This window comes from Pseudomonas plecoglossicida NBRC 103162 = DSM 15088 (assembly GCF_000730665.1).
In the GTDB taxonomy this organism is placed as follows: domain Bacteria; phylum Pseudomonadota; class Gammaproteobacteria; order Pseudomonadales; family Pseudomonadaceae; genus Aquipseudomonas; species Aquipseudomonas plecoglossicida.
Genome location: NZ_BBIV01000062.1, coordinates 1 through 22875 on the forward strand (window position 1 = coordinate 1; position 22875 = coordinate 22875).

Here is a 22875-nt window from a genome sequence, read left to right on the forward strand (position 1 = left end):
ACAGGTACAGCGGTGCACTCACTGTGGGAGCCGGCTCGCCGGCGATGGGCTGCCAAGCAGCCCCGACTGACTCAAGCCTGCCAGATCCCCTTGCCCGCCAACCGCTCCCGGTCATGCGGCTGGTTGAAGTCCTGCAGCGGCCCCTTGGGCACGATCCCATTTGGGTTGATGGTCTTGTGGCTCATGTAGTAGTGCTTCTGGATGTGCTCCATGTCCACCGTCTGCGCCACCCCCGGCCACTGATACAGCTCGCGCAACCAGTTGGACAGGTTCGAATAGTCGCTCAGGCGTCGCAGGTTGCACTTGAAGTGCCCGTGATACACCGCATCGAAACGCACCAGCGTGGTGAACAGGCGCACGTCGGCCTCGGTCAGGTACTCGCCAGCCAGGTAACGGTTGCGGCTGAGCAGCTCCTCCAGATGATCCAACTCGCCGAACACCTCATCGAACGCCGCCTCATAGGCCTCTTGCGTGGTGGCGAAGCCTGCGCGGTAAACACCGTTGTTGACCGCTGGGTAGATACGCTCGTTCAGCGCCTCGATGGTCGGGCGCAGGGGCTCGGGGTAGAGGTCCAGGTGGTTGCCGGTCAGCTCGTTGAAGGCGCTGTTGAAGATGCGGATGATCTCCGACGACTCGTTGTTGACGATGCGCTTCTCTTGCTTGTCCCACAGCACGGGCACCGTGACGCGGCCGGTGTAGTGCGGGTCGTCCTGGGTGTAGCGCTGGTGCAGGTAGGTGAGGCCGTCGAGGTGGTCGCCGCTGGAGCCTTGCTGCTGGTCGAACGTCCAGCCGTGATCCTGCATCAGCCAGCTCACCACCGACACATCGATCAATGGCTCCAGGCCCTTCAGGGCGCGGAAGATCAACGTGCGGTGAGCCCACGGGCACGCCAGCGACACATACAGGTGATAACGGCCAGCCTCTGGGGCGGGCAGTCGATTGCGACGCTGGGCATTCTCGCGTTTGAAGGCGCCGTCCTTGCCGTTTTCGTACCACTGGTCATGCCAGCGGCCATCGATCAAAAGGCCCATGGTGAGCTCCTCGGAACAAAATCGTTTATCGTTGGAGCCCAGTCTAGGCGAAATCGTTCGAACAACTAGCGCAAAGACTGCGGGGTAACCATCTACTGATTCGATTGGTTTCGTGCGTTCCAGTAACCGCGCGCTGTGGCGAATGCCTGCTCGCGATCCTGGCCAAGCCCTCGCAATGCCAGCGCCATGGTCGCGACCACGGCCATCTCACCGTAGCTGTCCACGGCTTCGCCCCGCCATACCGCCAGCAGATGCTCAAGTTGCAGGCTCGCCGGTTTGACGTGGCGGCGCTCGCTCAGCGCTGGCCATTCTTCATCCCAGGTCGTTCCCGCCGTGGTGCCGTACAGGTGGCTGATGACATCCGGGTTGACTTCGATTTCACCGCCATCGCCCTTGATCACCACGGCATGGTCGCCGAGCAGGCGGCTGGCTTCGCGGTGTACGGCCTGGTAGCCGGGGTGGAAGATGCTCTGCAGGCCGCAACGGGCGCCCAGCGGATTCAGTACGCGCGCCAGCGAATGGATGGGCGAGCGCAGGCCGAGGGTGTTGCGCAGGTCGATCATGCGCTGCAACTGCGGCGACCAGTCCTGCAGGGGCGCGAAGGCAAGGCGTTGCCGATCCAGGGCGTCGCCCACCGCAGTCCAGTCACGGCACAGCGGAATCTGCAGCAGGTCCAGCAACTGTTCGGTGTACATACGTCCGGCAGTGTGCGCGCCACCTCCGTGCAGGAGGATGCGTACGCCGTTGCTGGCCAGGCACTTGGCCGCCAGCAGGAACCAGGGCAAATGACGCTTCTTGCCGGCATAGCTCGGCCAGTCCAGGTCCACAGCGATACGTGGCGCTTGCAGGTGGGCGCGCACGGCTTCGGTGAATCCGGCCAATTCCTCGGCGCTTTCCTCCTTGTGCCGCAGCAGCATGAGGAATGCGCCGAGCTGGGTGTCTTCGACCTTGCCTTCGAGCAGCAGGGTCATGGCGGCGCGGGCTTCCTCGCGGGTCAGGCCGCGCGCACCGCGCTTGCCCTTGCCAAGGATGCGCACGAATTCGGCGAAGGGGTGTTCGGCCGGGGTTTCCAGGGTCAGCGGGCGAGCGTCGGTCATATGCAATTGGTCGGCTTGGGCAGGCCCGCCAGCTTGGCAGCGAGCTTGGCGGGGGTGCCGTTGAACAGGCGGTTGAGGTGTGGGCTGTTGCCCTTGTCCGGGCCGAGCTTGAGCGCGGTGTACTTGATCAGCGGGCGGGTGGCCGGGGACAGCTGGTACTCCTGGTAGAACTGGCGCAGCAGTTCGAGGATTTCCCAGTGCTCGGCGGTCAGCGCAATGCTTTCACGCTCGGCCAGCGCCTCGGCGACGTCACGGGACCAGTCTTGAAGGTCGACCAGGAAGCCGTCCTTGTCCAGGGCGATCGCCTGATCGGCAACGGTCAGTGTGTTCATAGCCAGCTGTTGACCTTGTCATAGTGCAGCGACAGGCCAACGAAGGCCTGGTAGTCGACCGGCTTGGCCAGATCGCTTTCGATGGCGCGCGCTTGCAGGTCTTCGTCGAGGGCGAACAGGCGCTGGTCCAGGTTGGCCGCCTGCAGCAGACGCCGGGTGTCGCTGCCGTCGCGCAGGGCGTACACCGCATCGCCGCACAGCAGCAGGGCATCGTCGTTGCTGAGCAGGCGCAGGCAGCTGTCCAGGCGGTCATCGCCAAAAGGGGAATGGGAGATCACGTGCAAGGTCGGCATCAGAGCGTCACCACTTGGTCGTAACGGGCAATCAGTGCCTTCAGTGCCGCGTCATCCAGCACTTCCACGGGCAGTTCCAGGGTGTCTTCGGCCAGACCCCGGCGGGCCAGGCTGTGCTGGCAGGCATACAGGTCCTCGACGCCGAACATGGGAAGCGCCTGCAGGTTGGCGCCGAGGTTCTTCTGCTCCACCGCAGCAGGTTGCTGACCGGGTGCCAGCTGGAACACGCCGTCATCGAGAAACAGCATGCCCAGCGGCAGGTCGAACGCGCCGCCTGCCAGGGTAATATCCAGCGCCTCGCGAGCGCCGGGGCCATTCCACGGCGCCTGGCGGCTGATGATCAACAGGGATTTGGCCATTTCAATCGCCTCCAAAACAGACCAGGCGGTCGGCCATTTGCGCCGCCTCATGCAGCTGACCAAGGCCGGACAGCTCCCAGGGCCGAGGCAGGTTCACCGCTGTGCGCTGATAGCGCGTGGCTTCGGCCTGGTCGAGCACACCGCGGCGCAAGGCGGCGGCGATGCACACCACAGCGTCCAGCTGCCTGGCCTCGATGAAGGCACGCCACTGGGCCGCGATGTCCAGTTCGTCCTGGGGGGCAACGATGTTGGCCGAGGCGCTGTGTACGCCGTCCTGGTAGAAGAACAGCCGGGCAATCTCATGCCCGTCGGCCAGTGCCGCCTCGGCGAAACGCAGGGCGCGGCGCGAGGAGGGCGCATGGGCCGGGGAAAAAACCGCGATGGCGAATTTCATGGACAACTCGTGCAAAGGAATGCCGCCATGATAAAGCAAAAAGCCCGCGCCGGTGGGCGCGGGCTCTTGTGGCTGAACCACGCCGTGTCAGGCGTGTTCCTTGTTCTCCGGCAGGAACCAGTTCAGCAGCAGCGCGCAGATGCCGCCGGTGGCCACGCCGGACTCGAGCACATGGCGAATCGCCTCTGGCATGTGCGCGAGGAATTCTGGCACCTGGGCCACGCCCAGGCCCAGCGCCAGCGATACCGAGATGATCAGCAGGGCGCGGCGGTCCAGGCGGGTGCTGGCGAGGATATTGATGCCCGAAGCGGCTACCGCACCGAACATGACCATGGCCGCACCACCCAATACCGGCTCCGGCACTGCCTGGATCACCCCGGCAACGCTGGGGAACAGGCCCAGCAGCACCAGCATCACGGCAATCCAGATACCGATGTGGCGGCTGGCGATGCCGGTCAGCTGAATGACGCCGTTGTTCTGGGCGAAGATCGAGCTTGGGAAGGTGTTGAACAGGCCGGCCAGCAGCGAGTTGGCACCGTTGACCAGCACGCCCCCCTTGATCCGCTGCATCCACACCGGGCCTTCGACCGGCTGGCGCGAGACCTTGCTGGTGGCCGTCACGTCACCAATGGCTTCCAGTGACGTCACCAGGTAGATCACCAGCATGGGAATGAACAGCGCCCAGGAGAAGCTGAGACCGAAGTGCAGTGGCGTCGGCACCTGGAACAGTGCGGCCTGGTGCATGCCAGTGAAGTCCAGGCGGCCCAGGTATCCTGCCAGGGCATAGCCCACGGCCAGTGCGATGACGATGGCGCAGCTGCGCATCCATACCACCGGGATGCGGTTGAGGATCACGATGATCGCCAACACCACACCGGACAACAGCAGGTTTTCGCCGTTGGCGAAGGTGCCATCGGCCATCGCGCCGAAGCCGCCGCCCATGCTGATCAGGCCGACCTTGATCAAGGTCAGGCCGATCATCAGCACCACGATCCCGGTCACCAGCGGGGTGATCAGGCGCTTGACGAAGGGCAGGATGCGCGACACCCCCATCTCGACGAACGAGCCGGCAATCACCACGCCGAAGATCGCCGCCATCACGCTTTCCACTGGCGTGCCCTGCTTGACCATCAACGCGCCGCCGGCGATGAGCGGGCCGACGAAGTTGAAGCTGGTACCTTGGACGATCAGCAAGCCCGCGCCGAATGGGCCGAAACGCTTGCACTGGACAAAGGTGGCAATACCGGAAATGACCAGCGACATCGACACGATCAGGTTGGTGTCACGCGCCGAAACGCCCAGCGCCTGGCAGATCAGCAAGCCCGGGGTGACGATGGGGACGATGATTGCCAGCAGGTGTTGCAGCGCCGCCAGCAGGCCGATCAACAGCCGTGGCTTGTCTTCGAGGCCAAGCACCAGTTCATTGGCAGGCGCTTGCGCGTCTGGGCTGTGTTCGTGTGTGCTCATTGCAGGTTGCTGCCCCGGATGAAAAAAGGAGCGCATTCTACGGAATGAAGCACGATTGGGGTAGGGGCAAGCACGATCCCGGCATGATCGGCAGCTGATCGGTGAATAAGCTGACCTTTAAGTCAATTTCGCAGGCATGAAAAAACCCGCCGAAGCGGGTTTTTCATTGCTATGCCACGGACCTGATCAGTCATCACGACCCATGATGCCGAACAGTTGCAACAAGCTGATGAACAGGTTGTAGATCGACACATACAGGCTGATGGTCGCCATGATGTAGTTGCGCTCACCCCCATGGATGATCGCGCTGGTCTGGAACAGGATGCAGACCGACGAGAACAGCACGAAGCCCGCGCTGATCGCCAGTTGCAGGCCGCTGATCTGGAAGAAGAAGCTGGCCACCACGGCACCCAGCAGGACGAAGAAGCCGGCGGTGATGAAGCCGCTGAGGAAGCTCATGTCCTTGCGGGTGATCAGCACATAGGCCGAGAGGCCACCGAACACCAGAGCAGTCATGGCAAACGCCGAGCTGACCACTTCGGCGCCACCGCTCATGCCCAGGTAACGGTTGAGGATCGGGCCGAGGATGAAGCCCATGAAGCCGGTGAGGGCGAAGGTGGACACCAGGCCCCAGACCGAGTCACGCAGCTTGGCGGTGAGGAAGAACAGGCCGTAGAAGCCGATCAGCACCACGAACACGTTCGGGTAGCGGACGCCCATCTGCTGGGAGATGTAGGCCATGACACCGCTGAAGGCGAGGGTGAGTGCCAGCAGGCTGTACGTGTTGCGCAGGACCTTGCTGACCTCCCGCTGCTCGACCTGCTGGCCGTTGTGTACGGCATAATCCTGTTCGCGCATGGCGACACTCCTTGGTAAACCTGTGGTTTTGGAACGTTCAGATGCTAGGAGTCTAACAGAGCTCCCGCAACCGGCGACATAGAGAGTTTGACAGCGTGTTTCATTACGGTATTATGGCCGCCGCAAAACGAGCTGGAAGCGTGGCCGAGTGGTTTAAGGCAACGGTCTTGAAAACCGTCGATGGGCAACTATCCTAGAGTTCGAATCTCTACGCTTCCGCCATATTCAAAGCCCTGATTATTCAGGGCTTTTTGCGTTTTTGGGGCATGGAAAAACCAACAGCTGGTAATACCCCCAAGCCTCCCGACCTGCGCCGTCCCTGTAGGAGCCGCGCTTGCCGGCGATGGGTCGCGAAGCGGCCCCCACATCCAGAAGTCTACTTCACGCCCTGCGCAAGCCACTCAACCTGAATCGAGGGTCTTGAGCAGCGGCCGCGCTTGCTCAACGTTCGTTCCCGGTTTCCCATCTGGCGCACTGCGCGGGCCGGCAGTTACCCTGTGCACGCCGTTGTCGCACATGGACTGCCGAAGGAATCACAGCGCATGACCCGCCAAACCCTCAAATACTGGTATCTGGTGCACAAGTGGACCAGCCTGGTCTGTACCGTGTTCCTGCTGCTGTTATGCCTGACCGGCCTGCCGCTGATCTTCCACGAGGAGATCGAAGCGGTCTTCGATCCGCATCCGCTGCCCAAGGTACTGCCTGCCGATGCCCCGGGCATCGACTACGACAAGGTCATCGCCGGGGCACTCGCCGCACGTCCGGACGAGGTGGTGCGCTTTGTCGGCCTGGAGCCGGAAGACCCCTATGGCGCGGTGTTCACTGGCAAGACCCTGGTACCGCCGCCGCTGGACGGCCATGTGCACCTGTTCGACAAGCGCAGCGGTGAGCTGTTTGCCCCCGAGCCACCCGAGACCGGCTTCATGGATGTGGTGCTGCGCCTGCACACCGATCTGTTCCTCGGCCTGCCCGGCTACTTGCTGCTGGGTGCGATGGGCTTGCTGCTGGTGGCCTCGCTGGTGTCGGGGGTGGTGGTCTATACCCCGTTCATGCGCAAGCTGGCGTTCGCCACCGTGCGCACCGGACGCAGCCGCCGCTTGCAATGGCTCGATCTGCACAATGTGCTGGGCATGGTGACCCTGGTGTGGGTGATGGTGGTGGGCGTCACCGGGGTGATCAACACCCTGGCGCTGCCCATCGTCGGGCTGTGGCAGAACGGCCAGTTGGCCGAGATGACCGCGCCGTACAAGGATGCGCCGCCGCTGGAGTCCCTCGGCTCGCTGCACGCGGCGCTGGAGACGGCGCGGGCAGCGGCACCTGAACTGGAGCCGGTATTCGTCGCTTTCCCCGGTACCTTGTTCAGCAGCCAGCACCACTATGCGGTGTTCATGCGGGGCAAGACCCCGGTGACCTCGAAGCTGCTCAAGCCGGCACTGATCGATGCCCGAACCGGGCAACTGACCGACATGCGTGACATGCCACTGTACGTTCGCGCGCTGCTCATCTCGCAGCCACTGCATTTCGGCGACTACGGACGCTTGCCCTTGAAGATCGTCTGGGCAGTGCTCGATGTGATTGCCATCGTGGTCCTGGGTAGTGGTGTTTATCTGTGGTGGGCACGCCGTCGCCAGGTGCCCGATGCGCTGCTGGCGACAGAGCAGAGGGCAAGGGCATGAGGCGCGGGCTGTGGGGCATCTTTCGCTGGCCGTTGCTGATCGGCTTGCTGGCGGCGTTGGGATTGCTGTCGGCACTGCTGGGCGATGGCCTGTACGACGTCGTGTCGTGGCTAGCCCTGGGGTTGCCGCTGATTGTCATTGGCGGCGTATGGAAGTGGCGTCAGAAGCGCACTGGGCACCGAGCGCCCAAAGTCGATCGCGTCCCCTTGTAGCATTCGCCCGCAAAGGTAACCGAAGCACGCGCTGATGATTACAGCGCCTTTTCCCTGCAATGCTGCAGCGCGTCGCGAATCATGGCGTTGACCAGCGGGGGTGAGACGCCGAGGATCTTGGCGATCTCCCGCTGTTTCATGCCATGGATCCGGCACATCTCGAAGGCGTAGCGGGTGCGCTCGGGCAGGTCGGCCAAAGCCCCGGAAACGCGTTCCAGCACCTGCTGATCCGATACCAGTGCCTCCGGGGTTTCACCACAGATGGCCGGCGACTCGCTGCTGTCTGCGTCGTGGCACATCAGTCGTTCCTCGAACTGGCGCCGGCGGTAATGGTCGATCGACAGGTTGCGCACGACCCGCGTCAGGTAGGACGCCTGGGAGTGGATCTGCTCCGACTCGGCAGCATCGTCCACTTTCATGAATGCTTCGTGAACGATGTCTTCGGCGTGGCTACGGCACCCGATGATCTTTGCCGCCAACCCGATCAGGCGCGAACGCTGGACAAAGAACACGTCAAGCAAAGGGGACCCACCATGGGCTACACCGTGTTTCTGCATGAGGCACCTGATCCGTTCCGAGGTCTGCAAGCGAGGTTGGAGAATCTAGTATTACTAAGAATTATTTGCAACAAGTCTCCGATTCAATTGCAGTCCAAATCTGATGAACCTATAGGAAATAGTCTTCTGAAGTTCTTCCGCGGTCATTCGTCGTTCTAGGAAATCGCGCCGCAGGCATCCGTGCCAGCCGCTTTCAACCGACAGAGACGGAGAAATTTCAGATGGCTTTCGACCGCGAAGACGCAACGTTCAAGGTACTGGTCAACGCCGAGGAGCAGTACTCCCTGTGGCCTGACTACAAGGCGGTGCCGGCCGGCTGGCGCGAAGCCGGCAAGAGCGGCCCGAAGCAGGACTGCCTGGACTACATCGAAGCGGTATGGACCGACATGCGCCCCCTGAGCCTGCGTCAGCACATGGACGGACAGGCCGGTCGGTGAGTGCCATGCTGACTCTGTTCTGCCTGCCCCACGCCGGCGCCAGCGCCATGGGTTATGCGCGTTGGCGGCGCAGCGTCCCGGCCTGGCTGGATATCCGTCCGCTGGAGCTGCCAGGGCGCGGCAGCCGCCTCGGCGAGCCGTTGGCAACCGATCTGGTCGACCTGGCCGCGCAACTGGCGCTCGAGCTGCGCGGCGAGACCCGGCGCGCCTATGCGCTGTTCGGCCACAGCATGGGTTCATTGCTGGCCTTCGAGCTTGCCTGCGCACTGCGCGCCCTGGGCCTGCCGCCGCCGCAGGCGCTGCTGGTGTCGGGCGGGGCGGCGCCGGCCCAGCGCGACTACCTGCGCTTTCGCACGCCGATGAGCGACGAACAGTTGCTGGGCGAATTGGCCCGTTTGCAAGGTACTCCCGACGAAGCCCTGCAGGATCCGGAACTGATGCGCCTGGCCCTGCCGGTGCTGCGTGCCGACTTCCTGTTGTGCGGGCGTTACCGCTACCAGCCCAGCGCGCCGTTGCAGTGCCCGCTGCACGTACTGGCCGGCAGCCAGGACACGGCCAGCGAAGCGCAATTGCTGGCCTGGCGTGAGCTGGCGGCGACCGAGTTCAGCCTCAAGCTGTTCGACGCAGGCCACTTTTTCATTCAGACCCAGGAGCGCGCCGTGCTCGCGCATCTGGCTGCCTGCCTGGCGCCCCATGCGCCGGCCGCACGCCCTGACTCCCACTTCTTTGCAAAGGTGTGAAATGACTGCTCTCCATGGTTCCCTGGTCGAGGCGCTGGTCGCCCATGCCGGCCAGCAAGGCGACAAGCCGGCGGTGCATTTTCTTCTCGATGGCGAGAGCCAGCGCCTGACGCTGAGCTACGCCGAACTGGACCGCCGTGCCCGAACCTTGGCCGCGCAGTTGTCACGCCACGCAGGCGCCGGCGAGCGCGCGCTGTTGCTGATGCAAAGCGGGCCGGGCTATGTGGTGTCGTTCTACGCCTGTCTGTACGCCGGCATCATCGCGGTACCGGCGCTGCCGCCTGAATCGCTGCGTCAGTACGAACTGAGCCGGGTGCGCGCCATCCTCGATGATGCCCAGCCACGCCTGGTGCTGACCGAGGCGCACTTGTGCGACTCGCTGCAACAAGCCTTCGCCGAGGCGTTGCCCACGGTGCTGGCCGTCGATGCGCTGGCGTTGGCCGAGGCTGACGTCTGCCCGCCAACGCTGCCGGCGGGGGAAGCCATTGCCTTCCTGCAGTACACCTCCGGCTCCACCGCCACCCCAAAAGGCGTGGAGGTCAGCCACGCCAATCTGGTGGCCAACGAAGGCATGATGGTGCGCGGCTTCGATCTGCACCCTGGTGACACCTTTGTCAGCTGGCTGCCGCTCTACCACGACATGGGCCTGATCGGTTGCCTGCTGTTGACGGTCTACCGTGGCGCGACCCTGGTGCTGATGTCGCCGCGGCATTTCGTCGAGCGCCCCGCACGCTGGCTCGAGGCGATCAGCCACTACCGCGCCACCCACACCGGCGCCCCGGACTTCGCCTTCCGCCTCGCCGCCGAGCGCACCAGCGACAGCGTGCTGGCCAGCCTCGACCTGAGCAGCCTGCGGGTGCTGTTCTCCGGCTCCGAGCCGATCCGCCAGGACAGCCTGCAGGCCTTTGCCAATCGTTTCAGCGTCTGCGGCTTCGATCCGCTGGCGTTCCTGCCGTGCTACGGGCTGGCCGAGGCCACCCTGTACGTCACCGGTACCACCGCCGACGAGCCCTTCGTCAGTGCAAGCTTCGACAGCCACGCCCTCGGTGAGCACCGCGCCGAACCGGGGGAGGGCAGCCTGCTGGTCAGCAGCGGCATCCTGCAACCCGGGCTCGACGTGATCCTGGTCGATCCGCACAGCGGCGAGCATCAGCCTGACAGCTGCATCGGCGAGATCTGGATCAGCGGCGCCAGCGTCGCCCGAGGCTACTGGCGCAACCCGGAGGCCACCTCCAAGGCTTTCGTCGAGCGTGATGGGCGCACCTGGCTGCGCTCCGGCGACCTGGGCTTTTTGCGTGAGGGACGGCTGTTCATCACCGGGCGCCTCAAGGACATGATCATCGTCCGCGGCCAGAACATCTACCCGCAAGACCTCGAGCGTGCGGTGGAATACAACGTCGAAGGCGCGCGCAAGGGCCGGGTGACGGCCTTCGTGGTCGATCAGGCCGACGGCGAGGGCATTGGCATCGCCGTGGAGATCGGCCGCGCCACCCAACGCAAGATCGCCGCCGCGCAGATCTGCGCCGACATCGACCGGGTACTGGCCGACGTCTGCCAGCAGGCGCCGGTGTGGGTCGCCTTGCTGCAACCTGGCGAACTGCCCAAGACCTCCAGCGGCAAGCTGCAGCGTTCGGCGTGCCGGCAGATGCTGGAACGCGGCGAGCTGGACTGCTTCCACCTGCGTCGCAATGACCAGCGCCCGTTGCGCCAAGGCCAGCCACTGCGAGGGGAGAGGCAGCACCAGGTGGGTGCTGTCTGGGCCGAAGTGCTTGGCCAGGCCGAAATGTTCGCCGACGACAACTTCTTCGCCCTCGGCGGCAACTCGATTGCCGCCACCCAGATCATCGGTCGCCTGCGCGAGCGGCTGGGGGTGAACCTGCCCCTGGCCTGCCTGTTCGACAATCCGCTTCTGGCCGCCTTCGCCCAGCAAGTGTCCGAAGTCGCTGCCGCCCATGGCCAGCCGCAACTGATCGCCGACCCCGATGCCGTCCTGGTGCCCTCGTTCGCCCAGCAGCGCCTGTGGTTCGCCTGGCAGCTGGAGCCGCACAGCTCGGTGTACAACGTGCCGATGGCCCTGCACCTGCGCGGCCCGCTGGACGTCGATGCGCTGCGCGAGGCGTTTGCCACACTGCAGCAGCGTCACGGCGTGTTGCGCACTACCTTCCTGGCCGAAGGCGAGCGTGTGCGCCTGCTGCAGCACGACACCCTGGCGCTGGACTTCAGCGTCGAAGATGTTGCTGACCTGGCCGAGGCCTGTCGGCGCGCGGCGCAGGAAGCGCGGCAGCCCTTCGACCTGGCCAGCGGACCATTGCAGCGGGTGCGCCTGCTGCGCCTGGAAGCCCGCGAGCACGTACTGCTGCTGACCACTCACCACATCGCCGTGGATGGTTGGTCGATGCGCAACCTGGTGGACGAGCTGGAAGCGCTGTATGCCTCGTGGCTGGCCGGCCATGACGCAGCGCTGCGTGAACTGGAGGTTGGCTACGCTGACTTTGCCCGCTGGCAACGCGCGCTGCTGGCCGGCCCCGAGCAGGCACGGCAGTTGGCCTACTGGCGCGAAGCCTTGACCGGCGAACACAGCTGGCTCGAGTTGCACGGCCAGCGCCCGCGCGGCAAGGGCGCGATGGCGCAGTGCGAGCAGTTTACCTTCAGCGCCATGCAGACCAGCGCGTTGCGTGCCTTCGCCGCTGCCAACGGGGTGACGCCGTTCATGCTGTTGCTCGGCGCCTTCGCCATCAGCCTGCGCGAGCAGAGCGGCCAGTCGCGCATCCGCCTGGGCAGCGATATCGCCAACCGCAGCCACCCGGCCGCCGAACCACTGGTGGGCTTCTTCATCAATCAGTTGGTGCTGCAGGTGGACCTGGACATGGCTGCCAGCAGCGATGCACTGCTCGAGCAGTGTCGCAGGGTGGTGCTGGGCGCTGCCGGGCATCAGGACCTGCCGTTCGAGCAATTGGTGGAGGCACTGCGTCCACCGCGCCGGGCCGGACGTTCACCCTTCTTCAGCATCAAGCTCAACTACCAGGAAGGCGAGCCACCGCTGCCGCGCCTGCAGGATGTACGGGTCGAGGCGCTGGCCGCCGAGCACCAGGCCGCCGAGCTGGACCTGATCCTCGGTTTCTACAGCAGCGCCAGCCGCCTCGAGGCCCGCTTCGAGGTGCCCCAGGGCCTGTTCGAGCCTGGCGAGCTGGCCGAACTGTTCGCCCAGATCCAGGCGGTGCTCGACTGCTGGCTGGGCAAGCCCGGCCGCAGCCAGGCCGACTTGCTGGAAGCCGCCGCCCAGGTACGCCGCGCGGCGCGCAGCGCCGACAGCCAGCAGCGCCGGCAGTTGCTCGACAGCCAGCGCCCGATGCGCCGGCGCGCCGTGCAGCCCACCGCTAACGCACACAGTGTTCAGGAGCAATGATGAACGACGCCAAAGTCACGGCACTGCCCAGCATGGGCCGTGCACGCAGGAGCATCACCGCCGGCCAGGACGAGCGGGTCGTCTTCACCCCGTTGCTCGAAGGCCACACCTTGCCGGCCCTGTGCCGGCCACGTTTCGCCGGCACTGACCTGGTGGCGTGGCTGGCGCAGCACCGTGAACAGGTCGAGGCGCGCCTGCTGGAGCACGGCGCCATCCTGTTCCGTGGGTTCGACGTGGACGGCATCGACGGCTTCGACCGCTGCGTGCAGGCGGTATCGGGCGGTGCGCTGGAATACCTGTTTCGCGCTTCGCCACGCACCCAAATCAGCCGCCAGTTCAATGTCTACAGCTCCACCGACTACCCCAGCGACGAGCGCATCTTCCCGCACAACGAGCACTCCTACTCGCCGGTGTTCCCGCTGCACCTGTATTTCTACTGCGACCTGCCGTCACTGACCGGTGGCGAGACCCCGTTGGGCGACACCCGCGCCTTGCTGCAGCGCATCGACCCGGCGGTGCGCGAGGAATTCCGCCAGCGTCGCATCATGTACGTGCGCAACTACGGCGACGGCATGGGCCTGCCCTGGCAGACCGTGTTCCAGAGCGAAGACCGTGCCGAGGTGGAAGCTTACTGTGCACGGATCGGCATCCGCCCGGAATGGAAGCCTGGCAACCGCCTGCGGACCCGCCAGGTGGGCCCGGCCATCGTCCGGCACCCGCGCAGTGGCGAGCAGCTGTGGTTCAACCACGGCACCTTCTTCAATGCCCTGACGCTGCCCGAAACCCTGCGCGCCGCACTGATTGCCGAGTTCGACGCCGACGACCTGCCGCAGAACACCTTCTACGGCGACGGCGCGCCGATCCCAGGCGACGTCATCCTCCACCTGCAGCAAGCCTACCGCGACGTGATGGTGGAGTTCCCCTGGCAGAAGGGCGATGTGGTCCTGCTCGACAACATGCTCTCGCTGCATGCCCGTAACGCCTTCACCGGCCCGCGCAAGATTCTCACCGCCATGGCGATCGCCCAGAAAAGCGCCGACCTGGCACAAGATTGAGGTTCCCCCACATGCAACTGCCTGCCCATCAAGACGCTTTCCCCCTGTCAGCCCAGCAGGGCGCCGTCTTCACCCGCCACGGCCAGCCACTGGCGGCCTTCGCCCGCGTGCGCGTGCCGGGACGTCTGGACGAGGCCCGCCTGGGCCAGGTGCTCGCCGAGCTTCAACGCCGCCATGAAGTGCTGCGCACCCGCTACCTGCGCCTGGACGGCCTGCGCCGCCCGGTGCAGGTGGTGGAACAGCACGCCCCGGCGCCACTGCAGGCGTCTGCCGACCGCGAAACGCTGGAGCAGGCACCTTTCGTCGCCGCCGTGGACGAGGTTGGCAGCGACAGTTTCGTCGTGCGCCTGGGGGTGGCCCTGGCCAGCGTCGACGGGCAGGCGTTGCAGCAGTTGGCCGGCGAACTGCGCGAAGGTTACGCCGGTCGCCTGGCGCCGGCCGACGAGGAGGCGTTGCAGTACATCGACTATGCCTCGTGGCAGGGCGAGCTGGCTGGCGAGGACATGGGTGTCCGCGGTGGTGCCTACTGGCGCGGCGTGCTGGACGCCACCGCGCCGCGGGCGCCGCTGCCGTTCGAACGCAGCCGCGATGCCCTGGTCTGTGGCGCCGAGACAACCGGCTTGCCCGGCCAGAAGTCGTTGAGCGTCGCGCACGTGCAACTGGCAGCCGATGCCCTGCTGCAGGCCGTTGACGCCTGCGCCACCGAGCGCGGGTTGGCCGCCGACGACCTGCTGCTGTTCCTGTGGGCTGGTTTCCTGTGCCGCCTTGGCGAACAGAACGAAGTGTCGCTGCTGGTCAGCGTGGATGGGCGCAACGCGCAAGTCGACGGCATGCTCGGGCGCTTCGAGCGCCAGTTGCCGGTGAACCTGGCGTTCCCTGCAGACGCCAGCCTGGCCCAGGCACTTGAAGAGTTGCGCAGCCGCCTGGAACAGGCCCGCTCGTGGTTGGAATGCCTGGACGAAGCGGCCATCGAAGACCCCGACGCCCGCTACGGTTTCGCAGCCAGCGTTGCGCTACTCGATGGCGTAGATCTGGAACTGGATGACTGTGTGCTGGCGCCGCTGAGCCTCGCCCGCGTAGCCGGCGACCTGCATCTGCACTACGCCGCAGGCCAGTTGGAAACCGAGGTGGCCGCGCTGTGGCTCGAGCAATTCGTGGTGTTCGCCGCTCATGCGCTGGGCGACCTCGAGCAGCGTCTGGCCCAGGTCAGCCTCCTCGGTGAAAAGGGTCGTGCGCGCATTCAAGCCTTCGAACGTGGCGCCGAGATGCCGCTGGAGTCCCCAGGTGCGCTGCACCGCCTGTTCGAGCAGCAGGTCGGTCGGCAAGGCCAGTGTGCCGCCGTGCGCCAGGGCGACGAGGTGTTGGGCTACGCGCAGCTCGACCAGCGCGCCAACCAACTGGCCCACGCGCTGCAGGCGCAGGGTGTCGGGCGCGACAGCATCGTCGCCGTGTACGCCCCGCGTTCGCTGGCGGCGCTGGTGGCGCTGCTCGGCATCCTCAAGGCCGGAGGCGCCTACCTGCCGCTGGACCCGGACTACCCGGCCGAGCGCCTGGGGTTCATGCTCGCCGATTCCGGCGCCCATTGCCTGCTGGCCCTGGACGCACCGGCCGCCGACATAGCGTTGCCGCCCGGCCTGCCAGTGCTGTCGCTGGCCGATGCTTCGGCGGTCTGGCAGGGCCCGGTCGCGCCGCTGTCGGCGGCAGTCGCCGGCGACGACCTGGCCTATGTCATCTACACCTCTGGTTCCACCGGCACGCCCAAGGGCGTCGCGGTCAGCCATACCAACGCCCTGGCCTCGACCCTGGCGCGTTTCGTTCACTACCGGGCGCCGCTCGAATCCTTCCTGCTGCTGTCGTCGCTGTCGTTCGACAGCTCGGTGGCCGGGCTGTTCTGGACACTCGGCCAGGGCGGCTGCCTGCACCTGCCGACCTCTGCCCAGGCCAAGGACCCACAAGCCATCGCCGCGCTGCTGGGCGAACACGGCATCTCTCATTACCTGGCCTTGCCGGGCCTGCACGCCGAAGTGCTCGAACACCTGGGCCAGCATGCCCTGCGCACCGTGGTGGTGGCTGGCGAAGCGTGCACGCCGACGCTGCTGGCGCGCCATCATGCACGCCTGCCCGGCGTGCTGTTGAGCAACGAATACGGCCCCACCGAAGGCAGCGTCTGGTGCACGGCATGGAACGCCGACCAAGGCCCGGTTGCCATCGGCCGCCCGGCACCGGGCATGCGCGTGCTGGTGCTCGACACCAACCGCGAGCCGGTCGCCGTGGGGCAGGTGGGCGAGTTGTACGTGGCCGGTCCCGGCGTCACCCGCGGCTACCTGGCCCGCCCGGCACTCACCGCCGAGCGCTTCCCGACCCTGGCCGATGGCAGCCGTGGCTACCAGACTGGCGACCTGGCGCGCTGGCGCGCCGATGGCCAGCTGGAATTCCTCGGGCGGGTGGATGCACAGGTGAAGATCCGCGGTTTCCGTATCGAACTGGGCGAGGTGGAGGCCGTGCTGGCCAGTTGCATTGGCGTTACCGAGGCGGCGGTGGTGGTCCGCGAGGGAGTCGGTGGTGCGCAGCTGGTGGCCTTCGTGGTCGGTGACGACGACGGGCATCTGGCCGGCCGTCTGCAGGCCGAACTGGCCCGGCGCCTGCCGGCGCACATGGTGCCCACTGCGCTGCGCAGCCTGGCACGCCTGCCACTGATGCCCAACGGCAAGGTCGATCGCCGCGCGCTGGCTGCCGAGACTGTGGCTGGCCAGTCCTACCAGGCGCCGCAGACTGAGCTGCAACGCCTTCTCGCCGGTGTCTGGGAGGAGGCGCTCGGGGTCGAGCGGGTAGGCCTGCAGGACAACTTCTTCGCCCTGGGCGGGCACTCGCTGCTGGCCACACGCTTGCGTGCGCGGTTGCAGGAGCAGATGGGCATCGAACTGCCGCTGCGGTTGTTTTTCGAGGGCGAAACCCTGGAGCGCTTCGCTGCCAAGGTCGCCGAGCTGCAACAGGCCCCAGGCAACGACCTGGACGCTCTGGAAAACCTGTTCGCCGAAGTGGAGGCACCATGACTGTCGCGGACCGTTCCCTCGCCCTGGCCCGGCGCTTCGCCGAGCTGGACCCGGCCGCACGCCGCGCCCTGGGCGAAAAGCTCAAGGCCCAGGGCATGAGCCTGGAAAGCCTGCCGATCCCGCCGCGCGCGGACGCCCAGGCACCGGTAGTTGCCTCCTATGCCCAGCGCCGCCTGTGGACCCTGTGGCAGCTCGACCGCAGCTCTGCCGCCTACAACCAGGCTGGCGTCCTGCGCCTGGACGGCGCGCTGGATACCACTGCCTTGCAAGCCGCCCTGGATGCCCTGGTGGCGCGCCACGAAATCCTGCGCACCCGTTTTGCCGAAACGGACGGCCAACTGACCCAGGTGGTGAGCGCCGCCGCAGGCGTTGCCCTGGCTCAGCGCGACGTCAGCGCCAGCGCCGACCCTGAAGCGGCATTGAAAACCGCCTTGCAGGTTGCCGCCGGCCAGGCCTTCGATCTCCACCAGGGGCCACTGCTGCACGTCACGCTGGTGCGCCTGGGCGAGCAGCGCCACGGCCTGCTGCTGGCCATGCACCACATCATCTCCGACGGCTGGTCGATGCAGATCCTGCTCGACGAGCTTGCCCAAGGCTACGCCGCTCACCTGCAGGGCCAGACCCCGCAGCTGCCGGCGCTGGCCGTGCAGTACGCCGATTACGCCTTGTGGCAGCGCAACTGGCTGGAAGCCGGTGAGGGCGAGCGGCAGTTGGCCTACTGGCGCGCCACGCTGGGTGAGCGCCCGCCGATCCTCGAGTTGCCCGCCGACCGCGCGCGCCCGGCTGAAATCAGCCAGCGTGGCGCAAGCCTGGGCTTTGAGCTGCCACAGGTGCTCAGCGCACAGCTCAAGGCCCTGGCCGCTTCCAGCGGCACCAGCCTGTTCATGGTACTGCTGGCGGCCTTCAAGGCGGTACTGCACCGCTATACCGGCCAGCAGGAACTGCTGGTCGGCGTACCGGTGGCCAACCGCCAACGCGTGGAAGTCCAGGGGTTGATCGGCTTCTTCGTCAACACTCAGGTGTTGCGCAGCACGCCCGACGCGCGCCTGCCGTTTCGTACCCTGCTGGACAACGTCCGCCAGGCGGCGGCCGCCGCCCAGGATTGCCAGGACCTGCCCTTCGAAGAGTTGGTGGATGCCCTGGGCGTGGAGCGCAGCCTGAGTCGCAACCCGCTGTTCCAGGTGATGTTCAACCACGAGCAGCGCGGCGAAGCGACCCTTGCCGGTCTGCCCGGGTTGAACGCCTGGCTTGAGGTGGCCACCCCCGAAGTGGCCAAGTTCGACCTCAGCCTGGACACCGAAGAGTTGGCCGGCGGCCTGCTGCGCGGCGCCTTCACCTACGCCACCGACCTGTTCGACGCCGCGCGCATCGAGCGCCTGCGCGGGCACTTCCTGCGCCTGCTGTCCGATTGCGCCGCGCGCCCCGACACCGCCCTGGGCGACCTGGCCATGCTCGACAGCCACGAGCAGCGCCAGGTGGTCGAAGACTTCAACGCTACCGCCGTCGACTACCGCCAGCCCCAGTGCCTGCAGGTGCTCATCGAACGTCAGGCGGCCGCCACGCCACAGGCCACGGCACTGATCGCCGACGGCGTCGAACTCAGCTACGCCGAGCTCAACGCCCAGGCCAACCGCCTTGCCCATTACCTGCGCAGCCGCGGGGTGGGGCCCGAGCAGTTGGTGGGGATCTTCGCCGAGCGTTCGCAGGCAATGGTCGTGGCCCTGCTGGCCGTGCTCAAGGCTGGCGCTGCCTACGTACCGCTGGACCCGGACCAGCCCGACCAGCGCCTGGCCTTCATGTTCGAGGACAGCGGTGCGGGCCTGTTGCTCACCCAGCAGCACCTGCTGGCACGCCTGCCGGCCGGGGAGCGCGAAGTGCTGTGCCTGGACGGCGACGCCGCGCGCTTTGCCGACAGCCCCGACAGTAACCCGAGCCTGCTCAGCCAGCCTGACCAGCTCGCCTACTGCATCTATACCTCCGGCACCACAGGCCGGCCGAAGGGGGCGGGCAACAGCCACGCCGCCCTGTGCAACCGCCTGCAGTGGATGCAGGCCACGTTCGCCCTCGATGCTCACGACCGGGTGCTGCAGAAGACGCCGTTCGGCTTCGACGTCTCGGTATGGGAGTTCTTCTGGCCGTTGATGACCGGCGCCACCCTGGTGATGGCGCCGCCCGGCGCCCACCGCGACCCCGCCGAGCTCAAGGCGCTGATCGCAGGCCATCGCATCAGCGTGCTGCACTTCGTGCCGTCGATGCTGCAGGCCTACATGGCCAGCGAATCCCTCGCCGGCTGCCCCAGCCTGCGCCTGGTGATGTGCAGCGGCGAGGCACTGCCGCTGGATCTGCAACAGCGCTTCCTGGCCCAGAGCGACGCCGGCCTGCATAACCTCTACGGCCCGACCGAAGCGGCCATCGACGTCAGCCACTGGGCCTGCCACGATGCCCCGGGCCTGGGCAGCGTGCCGATCGGCCGGCCCATCGCCAACCTGCGCCTGTACGTGCTCGACGGTCAGTTGCAGCCAGTGGCCAGCGGCCTGCCAGGCGAGTTGTACATCGGTGGCGTGGGCCTGGCTCGCGGCTACCTGGGCCGCCCGGGCCTGACCGCCGAACGCTTCGTCGCCGACCCGTTCGGCCAAGGCGGGCGGTTGTACCGTACCGGTGACCTGGCGCGCTGGCGCGACGACGGCGCCGTGGAGTACCTGGGGCGTATCGACCACCAGGTGAAGATCCGCGGCCTGCGCATCGAGCTGGGCGAAATCGAGGCTCGCCTGCTTGAGCATCCGGCCGTCAGCGAGGCGGTGGTGGTGGTCAGCGAGGCCACTGCCGGCGGCAAACAACTGCTGGGCTACGTGGTGGCAGACGCCGCTGACGGTCTTGCCGATGCCTTGCGCTTGCGCCTGGGCGAAGCGCTGCCCGACTACATGCTGCCGGCGCAGGTCATCGTGTTGGCGCAGATGCCGCTGAGTGCCAACGGCAAGCTCGACCGCAAGGCCCTGCCGCAACCGGTGCTGGTCGAGCGAGCCTATGACGCCCCGCAGGGCGAAGTGGAGCAGGCCCTGGCCAGCATCTGGAGCGAAGTACTGGGTATCGACCCGGTGGGCGCCCTGGACAACTTCTTCGAGCTCGGCGGCGATTCGATCATCGCCATCCAGGTGGCCAGCCGCGCACGCCAGGCTGGCTGGCAGTTCGGTCCCCGCGAGCTGTTCCGTCACCAGACCTTGCGCCAGCTGGCCCAGGTAGTGACGCCCTTGGCAGAACAGGGCGCAGGTGCGGCGCGTGCCGAGCGCGGGGCCATTGCCCTGACGCCGTTCCAGCAGCGCTTCTTCGCAACGCCGATGGCGCAGCGTGGGCACTGGAACCAGGCCCTGCTGCTGGCCCTCGAGGTGCCACTGGCCGCCACGCAGCTGGCGCATGCGCTGAACGCCGTGGTCGCCCACCACGACGCCTTCAGCCTGCGCTTCACCGAGGCTGAGCAAGGCTGGCAGGCCGCTTACGAGGACGCCGAAGCGGTTGAACTGTGGGTACGCGAGGCCGAGGACGAGCAGGCCATGCTGGCCATTGCCGACCAGGCCCAGCGTAGCCTCGAACTGACCACCGGCCCGCTGCTGCGCGCGGTACTGATCGACGTGCGCGGCGCCGGCCAGCGACTGCTGCTGGTGGCGCACCACTTGGTGGTGGACGGCGTGTCGTGGCGCATCGTGCTGGAGGATCTGCAACAGCTGCTGGCCAACCCGACCGCCAGCCTGCCACGGCGCAGCCATGCCTTCGGCGACTGGACGCGCTTTCTGGGCCAGCGCGCCCAGGCTGCCGAGACGTTGGCGCAACTGCCCTGGTGGCTGGCGCAACTGGGCGAAGCCCCGGCCGACTTCCCAGGTATTCGCCATGACGGCCCTGCGCCGGCGGGCGAAGCCATCACGCTGCCGATGCAACTGGACGAGCCACTGACGCGCCAGCTGCTTCGCGATGCTCCGGGCGCCTACCGCACCCAGGTCAACGACCTGCTGCTGTGCGCCCTGGCCCGAGCCTGGCGGCGCTGGAGCGCGCAGGACGAGCTGCTGGTGGAGCTGGAAAGCCACGGCCGCGAAGAGCACCTGGCCGGTCTCGACCTGAGCCGCACCGTAGGCTGGTTCACCGCGACCTATCCGGTGCGCCTGGCCGCCGGCGACGACCTTGGCCACACCCTCAAGACCCTCAAGGAGCAGTTGCGCCAGGTTCCGGACAACGGCCTGGGCTTCGGCCTCCTGCAACAGCTGGCTCCGGCCGAGGTGCGCGCGCAACTGGCGGCGCGGCCGCAGCCACGCATCACCTTCAACTACCTGGGACAGTTCGATGCCAGCTTCGGTGCCGGTATGCGCCGGGCCGACCAGTCCTGCGGCGACAGCCAGGACCCTGGCGCTCCGCTGGGTAACTGGCTGTCCATCGACGGCGGCGTCAATGACGGCCGCCTGCAAATGGGTTTCACCTTCAGCCCGCAACAGCTCGATGCCCAGGGCCTGACGCAACTGGTGGCGCTGTTCGAGGACGAATTGCAGGCGCTGGTCGCCCACTGCCTGGCCCCCGGTGCCGGCGGTGCCACGCCGTCGGACTTCCCCCTGGCCGGCCTCGACCAGGCGCAGCTCGACGCCCTGGACCTGCCGATCGACCAGGTGCAGGACCTCTACCCATTGTCGCCGATGCAACAGGGCATGCTGTTCCACAGCCTGTACCAACCTGGCGACGGCAGCTACATCAACCAGGTGCGCATGGATGCCGAAGGCCTGGACACGGCGCGCCTGCGCGCGGCCTGGCAGGCCGCGCTGGACAGCCATGCTGCGCTGCGCACCGCTTTTGTCAGCACCGCGGCGGGCCACCCGTTGCAGGCGGTGCTGCGCCAGGCGGAGCTGGCCTGGCGCGAAACCGGCAGCGGCGACCTCGATGCCTTGGCAGCCGATGAACGCCGCCCGTTCGACCTGCAGCGGCCCCCGCTCATGCGCCTGCTGCTGGTGGCTACGGGCGCCGGTCGCTACCACCTGATATGGACCTGCCACCACCTGCTGCTCGATGGCTGGAGTCAAGCGCAGCTGTTCGCCGAAGTCATGCAGCGCTACGCAGGGCAGGCGCTGCCGACACCGCTGGGCCAGTACCGCGACTACATCGCCTGGTTGGCCGAACGCGACGCGGTTGCCAGCGAGCAGTTCTGGCGCGGCCAACTGGCGCCGTTGCAGGCGCCGACCGCCCTGGCCGGCGCCGTGGCCCTGGAGCAACCGGGTAGCGGCACCGCCGAGCACCGCTCGACCTTGCCGGCCGCTGCCAGCGAGCGCCTGCGGCAGTTCGCCCGCCAGCACAAGGTGACCTTGAGCAGCCTGATGCAGGCCGCCTGGCTGCTGCTGTTGCAGCGCTACACCGGGCAGGACTGCGTGGCCTTTGGCGCCACCGTCGCCGGGCGCCCGGCGCAGTTGCCGGCCATCGAGCAGCAGTTGGGCCTGTTCATCAACACCCTGCCGGTCGTGGCCAGCCCCGTGGCGCAGCTCACCGTCGGCCAGTGGCTGGACCAGGTGCAGGCCTTGGGCGTGGCGGTGCGCGAGCACGAGCACAGTGCGCTGTACGATATCCAGCGTTGGGCCGGTCAGGCCGGGCAGGGGTTGTTCGACCAGGTCCTGGTCTTCGAGAACTACCCGCTGGACAGTGCCATGCTTGGCGGCCAGGGCGACGGACCACGGTTCGCCAATCTGCTCAGCCGTGAGCAGGGCAACTATCCGCTGATGCTGCTGGTCAACCAGGGCGAGGCGTTGAGCTTCTGCTACAGCTATGACCGCGCGCGCTTCGACGCGCCGGCCATCGAGCGGCTGGACGGGCACCTGCAGCAATTGCTGGGGGCGTTGTGCGAAAGCGCCGCGCGACCGCTGGGGCAACTGCCGCTGCTGACGGC

Annotated in this window: 17 protein-coding genes and 1 tRNA gene; 9 read left to right on the top strand and 9 right to left on the bottom strand. The window is 66.7% G+C overall.

Annotated elements, in window-relative coordinates:
- Positions 1-71 precede the first annotated feature (71 nt).
- From PPL01S_RS23055 to PPL01S_RS23090, 8 genes are all read right to left on the bottom strand, one after another.
- On the bottom strand, positions 72-1031 hold the full coding sequence (locus tag PPL01S_RS23055) for a glutathione S-transferase family protein (protein WP_016392713.1): 960 nt from the start codon (positions 1029-1031) through the stop codon (positions 72-74).
- Positions 1032-1123: 92 nt separating this feature from the next.
- Positions 1124-2128 (bottom strand): glycosyl transferase family protein, encoded by a 1005-nt coding sequence (locus PPL01S_RS23060; RefSeq protein ID WP_028626218.1) that lies wholly within the window; start codon positions 2126-2128, stop codon positions 1124-1126.
- Complete coding sequence (locus PPL01S_RS23065; protein ID WP_016392711.1) at positions 2125-2460, bottom strand: TusE/DsrC/DsvC family sulfur relay protein; 336 nt, start codon at positions 2458-2460, stop codon at positions 2125-2127. The genes PPL01S_RS23060 and PPL01S_RS23065 overlap by 4 nt, the downstream gene beginning before the upstream one ends.
- Positions 2457-2753 (bottom strand): sulfurtransferase complex subunit TusB, encoded by a 297-nt coding sequence (tusB, locus tag PPL01S_RS23070; RefSeq protein ID WP_016392710.1) that lies wholly within the window; start codon positions 2751-2753, stop codon positions 2457-2459. Before tusB ends, PPL01S_RS23065 begins: the two co-directional genes overlap by 4 nt.
- Positions 2753-3112, bottom strand: a complete 360-nt coding sequence (tusC, locus tag PPL01S_RS23075) for a sulfurtransferase complex subunit TusC (protein WP_016392709.1) — start codon at positions 3110-3112, stop codon at positions 2753-2755. The genes tusB and tusC overlap by 1 nt, the downstream gene beginning before the upstream one ends.
- Before the next feature lies 1 nt (position 3113).
- A complete protein-coding gene (gene tusD, locus PPL01S_RS23080) occupies positions 3114-3506 on the bottom strand; it encodes a sulfurtransferase complex subunit TusD (RefSeq protein ID WP_016392708.1) in 393 nt (130 codons plus the stop codon).
- 87 nt (positions 3507-3593) lie between these two features.
- Positions 3594-4973, bottom strand: a complete 1380-nt coding sequence (locus PPL01S_RS23085; protein ID WP_016392707.1) for a nucleobase:cation symporter-2 family protein — start codon at positions 4971-4973, stop codon at positions 3594-3596.
- Positions 4974-5159: 186 nt separating this feature from the next.
- Positions 5160-5831: a Bax inhibitor-1/YccA family protein gene (locus PPL01S_RS23090; protein ID WP_008094725.1), complete on the bottom strand. Its 672-nt coding sequence runs from the start codon at positions 5829-5831 to the stop codon at positions 5160-5162.
- A gap of 134 nt (positions 5832-5965) precedes the next feature.
- On the opposite strand from PPL01S_RS23090, the gene PPL01S_RS23095 reads away from it, so the two are divergent.
- The 3 genes from PPL01S_RS23095 to PPL01S_RS23105 all read left to right on the top strand — a co-directional run bounded on the left by PPL01S_RS23095 (position 5966) and on the right by PPL01S_RS23105 (position 7719).
- Positions 5966-6053 (top strand) — tRNA-Ser (locus tag PPL01S_RS23095).
- Between the two features lie 320 nt (positions 6054-6373).
- The gene (locus tag PPL01S_RS23100) at positions 6374-7507 is read left to right on the top strand and encodes a PepSY-associated TM helix domain-containing protein (RefSeq protein WP_016392706.1); all 1134 of its coding nucleotides are present in this window, start codon (positions 6374-6376) and stop codon (positions 7505-7507) included.
- Positions 7504-7719 (top strand): hypothetical protein, encoded by a 216-nt coding sequence (locus PPL01S_RS23105; RefSeq protein WP_016392705.1) that lies wholly within the window; start codon positions 7504-7506, stop codon positions 7717-7719. The genes PPL01S_RS23100 and PPL01S_RS23105 overlap by 4 nt, the downstream gene beginning before the upstream one ends.
- Before the next feature lie 38 nt (positions 7720-7757).
- Here PPL01S_RS23105 and PPL01S_RS23110 read toward each other — a convergent pair whose 3' ends face one another.
- On the bottom strand, positions 7758-8276 hold the full coding sequence (locus PPL01S_RS23110) for an RNA polymerase factor sigma-70 (protein WP_028626217.1): 519 nt from the start codon (positions 8274-8276) through the stop codon (positions 7758-7760).
- A gap of 221 nt (positions 8277-8497) precedes the next feature.
- On the opposite strand from PPL01S_RS23110, the gene PPL01S_RS23115 reads away from it, so the two are divergent.
- From PPL01S_RS23115 to PPL01S_RS23140, 6 genes are all read left to right on the top strand, one after another.
- Positions 8498-8713, top strand: coding sequence for an MbtH family protein (locus PPL01S_RS23115; RefSeq protein ID WP_016392703.1), 216 nt, complete (start codon positions 8498-8500; stop codon positions 8711-8713).
- A 5-nt stretch (positions 8714-8718) separates the two neighbouring features.
- Entirely contained in the window at positions 8719-9453 is a 735-nt protein-coding gene (locus PPL01S_RS23120) for a thioesterase II family protein (protein ID WP_033743862.1), read from the top strand.
- 1 nt (position 9454) lies between these two features.
- Complete coding sequence (locus PPL01S_RS23125) at positions 9455-12859, top strand: condensation domain-containing protein (RefSeq protein WP_016392701.1); 3405 nt, start codon at positions 9455-9457, stop codon at positions 12857-12859.
- A complete protein-coding gene (locus tag PPL01S_RS23130) occupies positions 12859-13914 on the top strand; it encodes a TauD/TfdA family dioxygenase (RefSeq protein ID WP_016392700.1) in 1056 nt (351 codons plus the stop codon). The genes PPL01S_RS23125 and PPL01S_RS23130 overlap by 1 nt, the downstream gene beginning before the upstream one ends.
- Before the next feature lie 11 nt (positions 13915-13925).
- Entirely contained in the window at positions 13926-16967 is a 3042-nt protein-coding gene (locus PPL01S_RS23135) for a non-ribosomal peptide synthetase (protein ID WP_016392699.1), read from the top strand.
- A partial coding sequence (locus tag PPL01S_RS23140) for a non-ribosomal peptide synthetase (protein WP_042156767.1) occupies positions 16964-22875 on the top strand: 5912 nt, incomplete at its 3' end. The genes PPL01S_RS23135 and PPL01S_RS23140, both read left to right, overlap by 4 nt.

Coding starts and splice junctions, on each gene's coding strand:
- PPL01S_RS23055 (WP_016392713.1), bottom strand. CDS start 1,031: ATGGGCCTTTTGATCGATGGCCGCTGGCATGACCAGTGGTACGAAAAC.
- PPL01S_RS23060 (WP_028626218.1), bottom strand. CDS start 2,128: ATGACCGACGCTCGCCCGCTGACCCTGGAAACCCCGGCCGAACACCCC.
- PPL01S_RS23065 (WP_016392711.1), bottom strand. CDS start 2,460: ATGAACACACTGACCGTTGCCGATCAGGCGATCGCCCTGGACAAGGAC.
- tusB (WP_016392710.1), bottom strand. CDS start 2,753: ATGCCGACCTTGCACGTGATCTCCCATTCCCCTTTTGGCGATGACCGC.
- tusC (WP_016392709.1), bottom strand. CDS start 3,112: ATGGCCAAATCCCTGTTGATCATCAGCCGCCAGGCGCCGTGGAATGGC.
- tusD (WP_016392708.1), bottom strand. CDS start 3,506: ATGAAATTCGCCATCGCGGTTTTTTCCCCGGCCCATGCGCCCTCCTCG.
- PPL01S_RS23085 (WP_016392707.1), bottom strand. CDS start 4,973: ATGAGCACACACGAACACAGCCCAGACGCGCAAGCGCCTGCCAATGAA.
- PPL01S_RS23090 (WP_008094725.1), bottom strand. CDS start 5,831: ATGCGCGAACAGGATTATGCCGTACACAACGGCCAGCAGGTCGAGCAG.
- PPL01S_RS23100 (WP_016392706.1), top strand. CDS start 6,374: ATGACCCGCCAAACCCTCAAATACTGGTATCTGGTGCACAAGTGGACC.
- PPL01S_RS23105 (WP_016392705.1), top strand. CDS start 7,504: ATGAGGCGCGGGCTGTGGGGCATCTTTCGCTGGCCGTTGCTGATCGGC.
- PPL01S_RS23110 (WP_028626217.1), bottom strand. CDS start 8,276: ATGCAGAAACACGGTGTAGCCCATGGTGGGTCCCCTTTGCTTGACGTG.
- PPL01S_RS23115 (WP_016392703.1), top strand. CDS start 8,498: ATGGCTTTCGACCGCGAAGACGCAACGTTCAAGGTACTGGTCAACGCC.
- PPL01S_RS23120 (WP_033743862.1), top strand. CDS start 8,719: ATGCTGACTCTGTTCTGCCTGCCCCACGCCGGCGCCAGCGCCATGGGT.
- PPL01S_RS23125 (WP_016392701.1), top strand. CDS start 9,455: ATGACTGCTCTCCATGGTTCCCTGGTCGAGGCGCTGGTCGCCCATGCC.
- PPL01S_RS23130 (WP_016392700.1), top strand. CDS start 12,859: ATGAACGACGCCAAAGTCACGGCACTGCCCAGCATGGGCCGTGCACGC.
- PPL01S_RS23135 (WP_016392699.1), top strand. CDS start 13,926: ATGCAACTGCCTGCCCATCAAGACGCTTTCCCCCTGTCAGCCCAGCAG.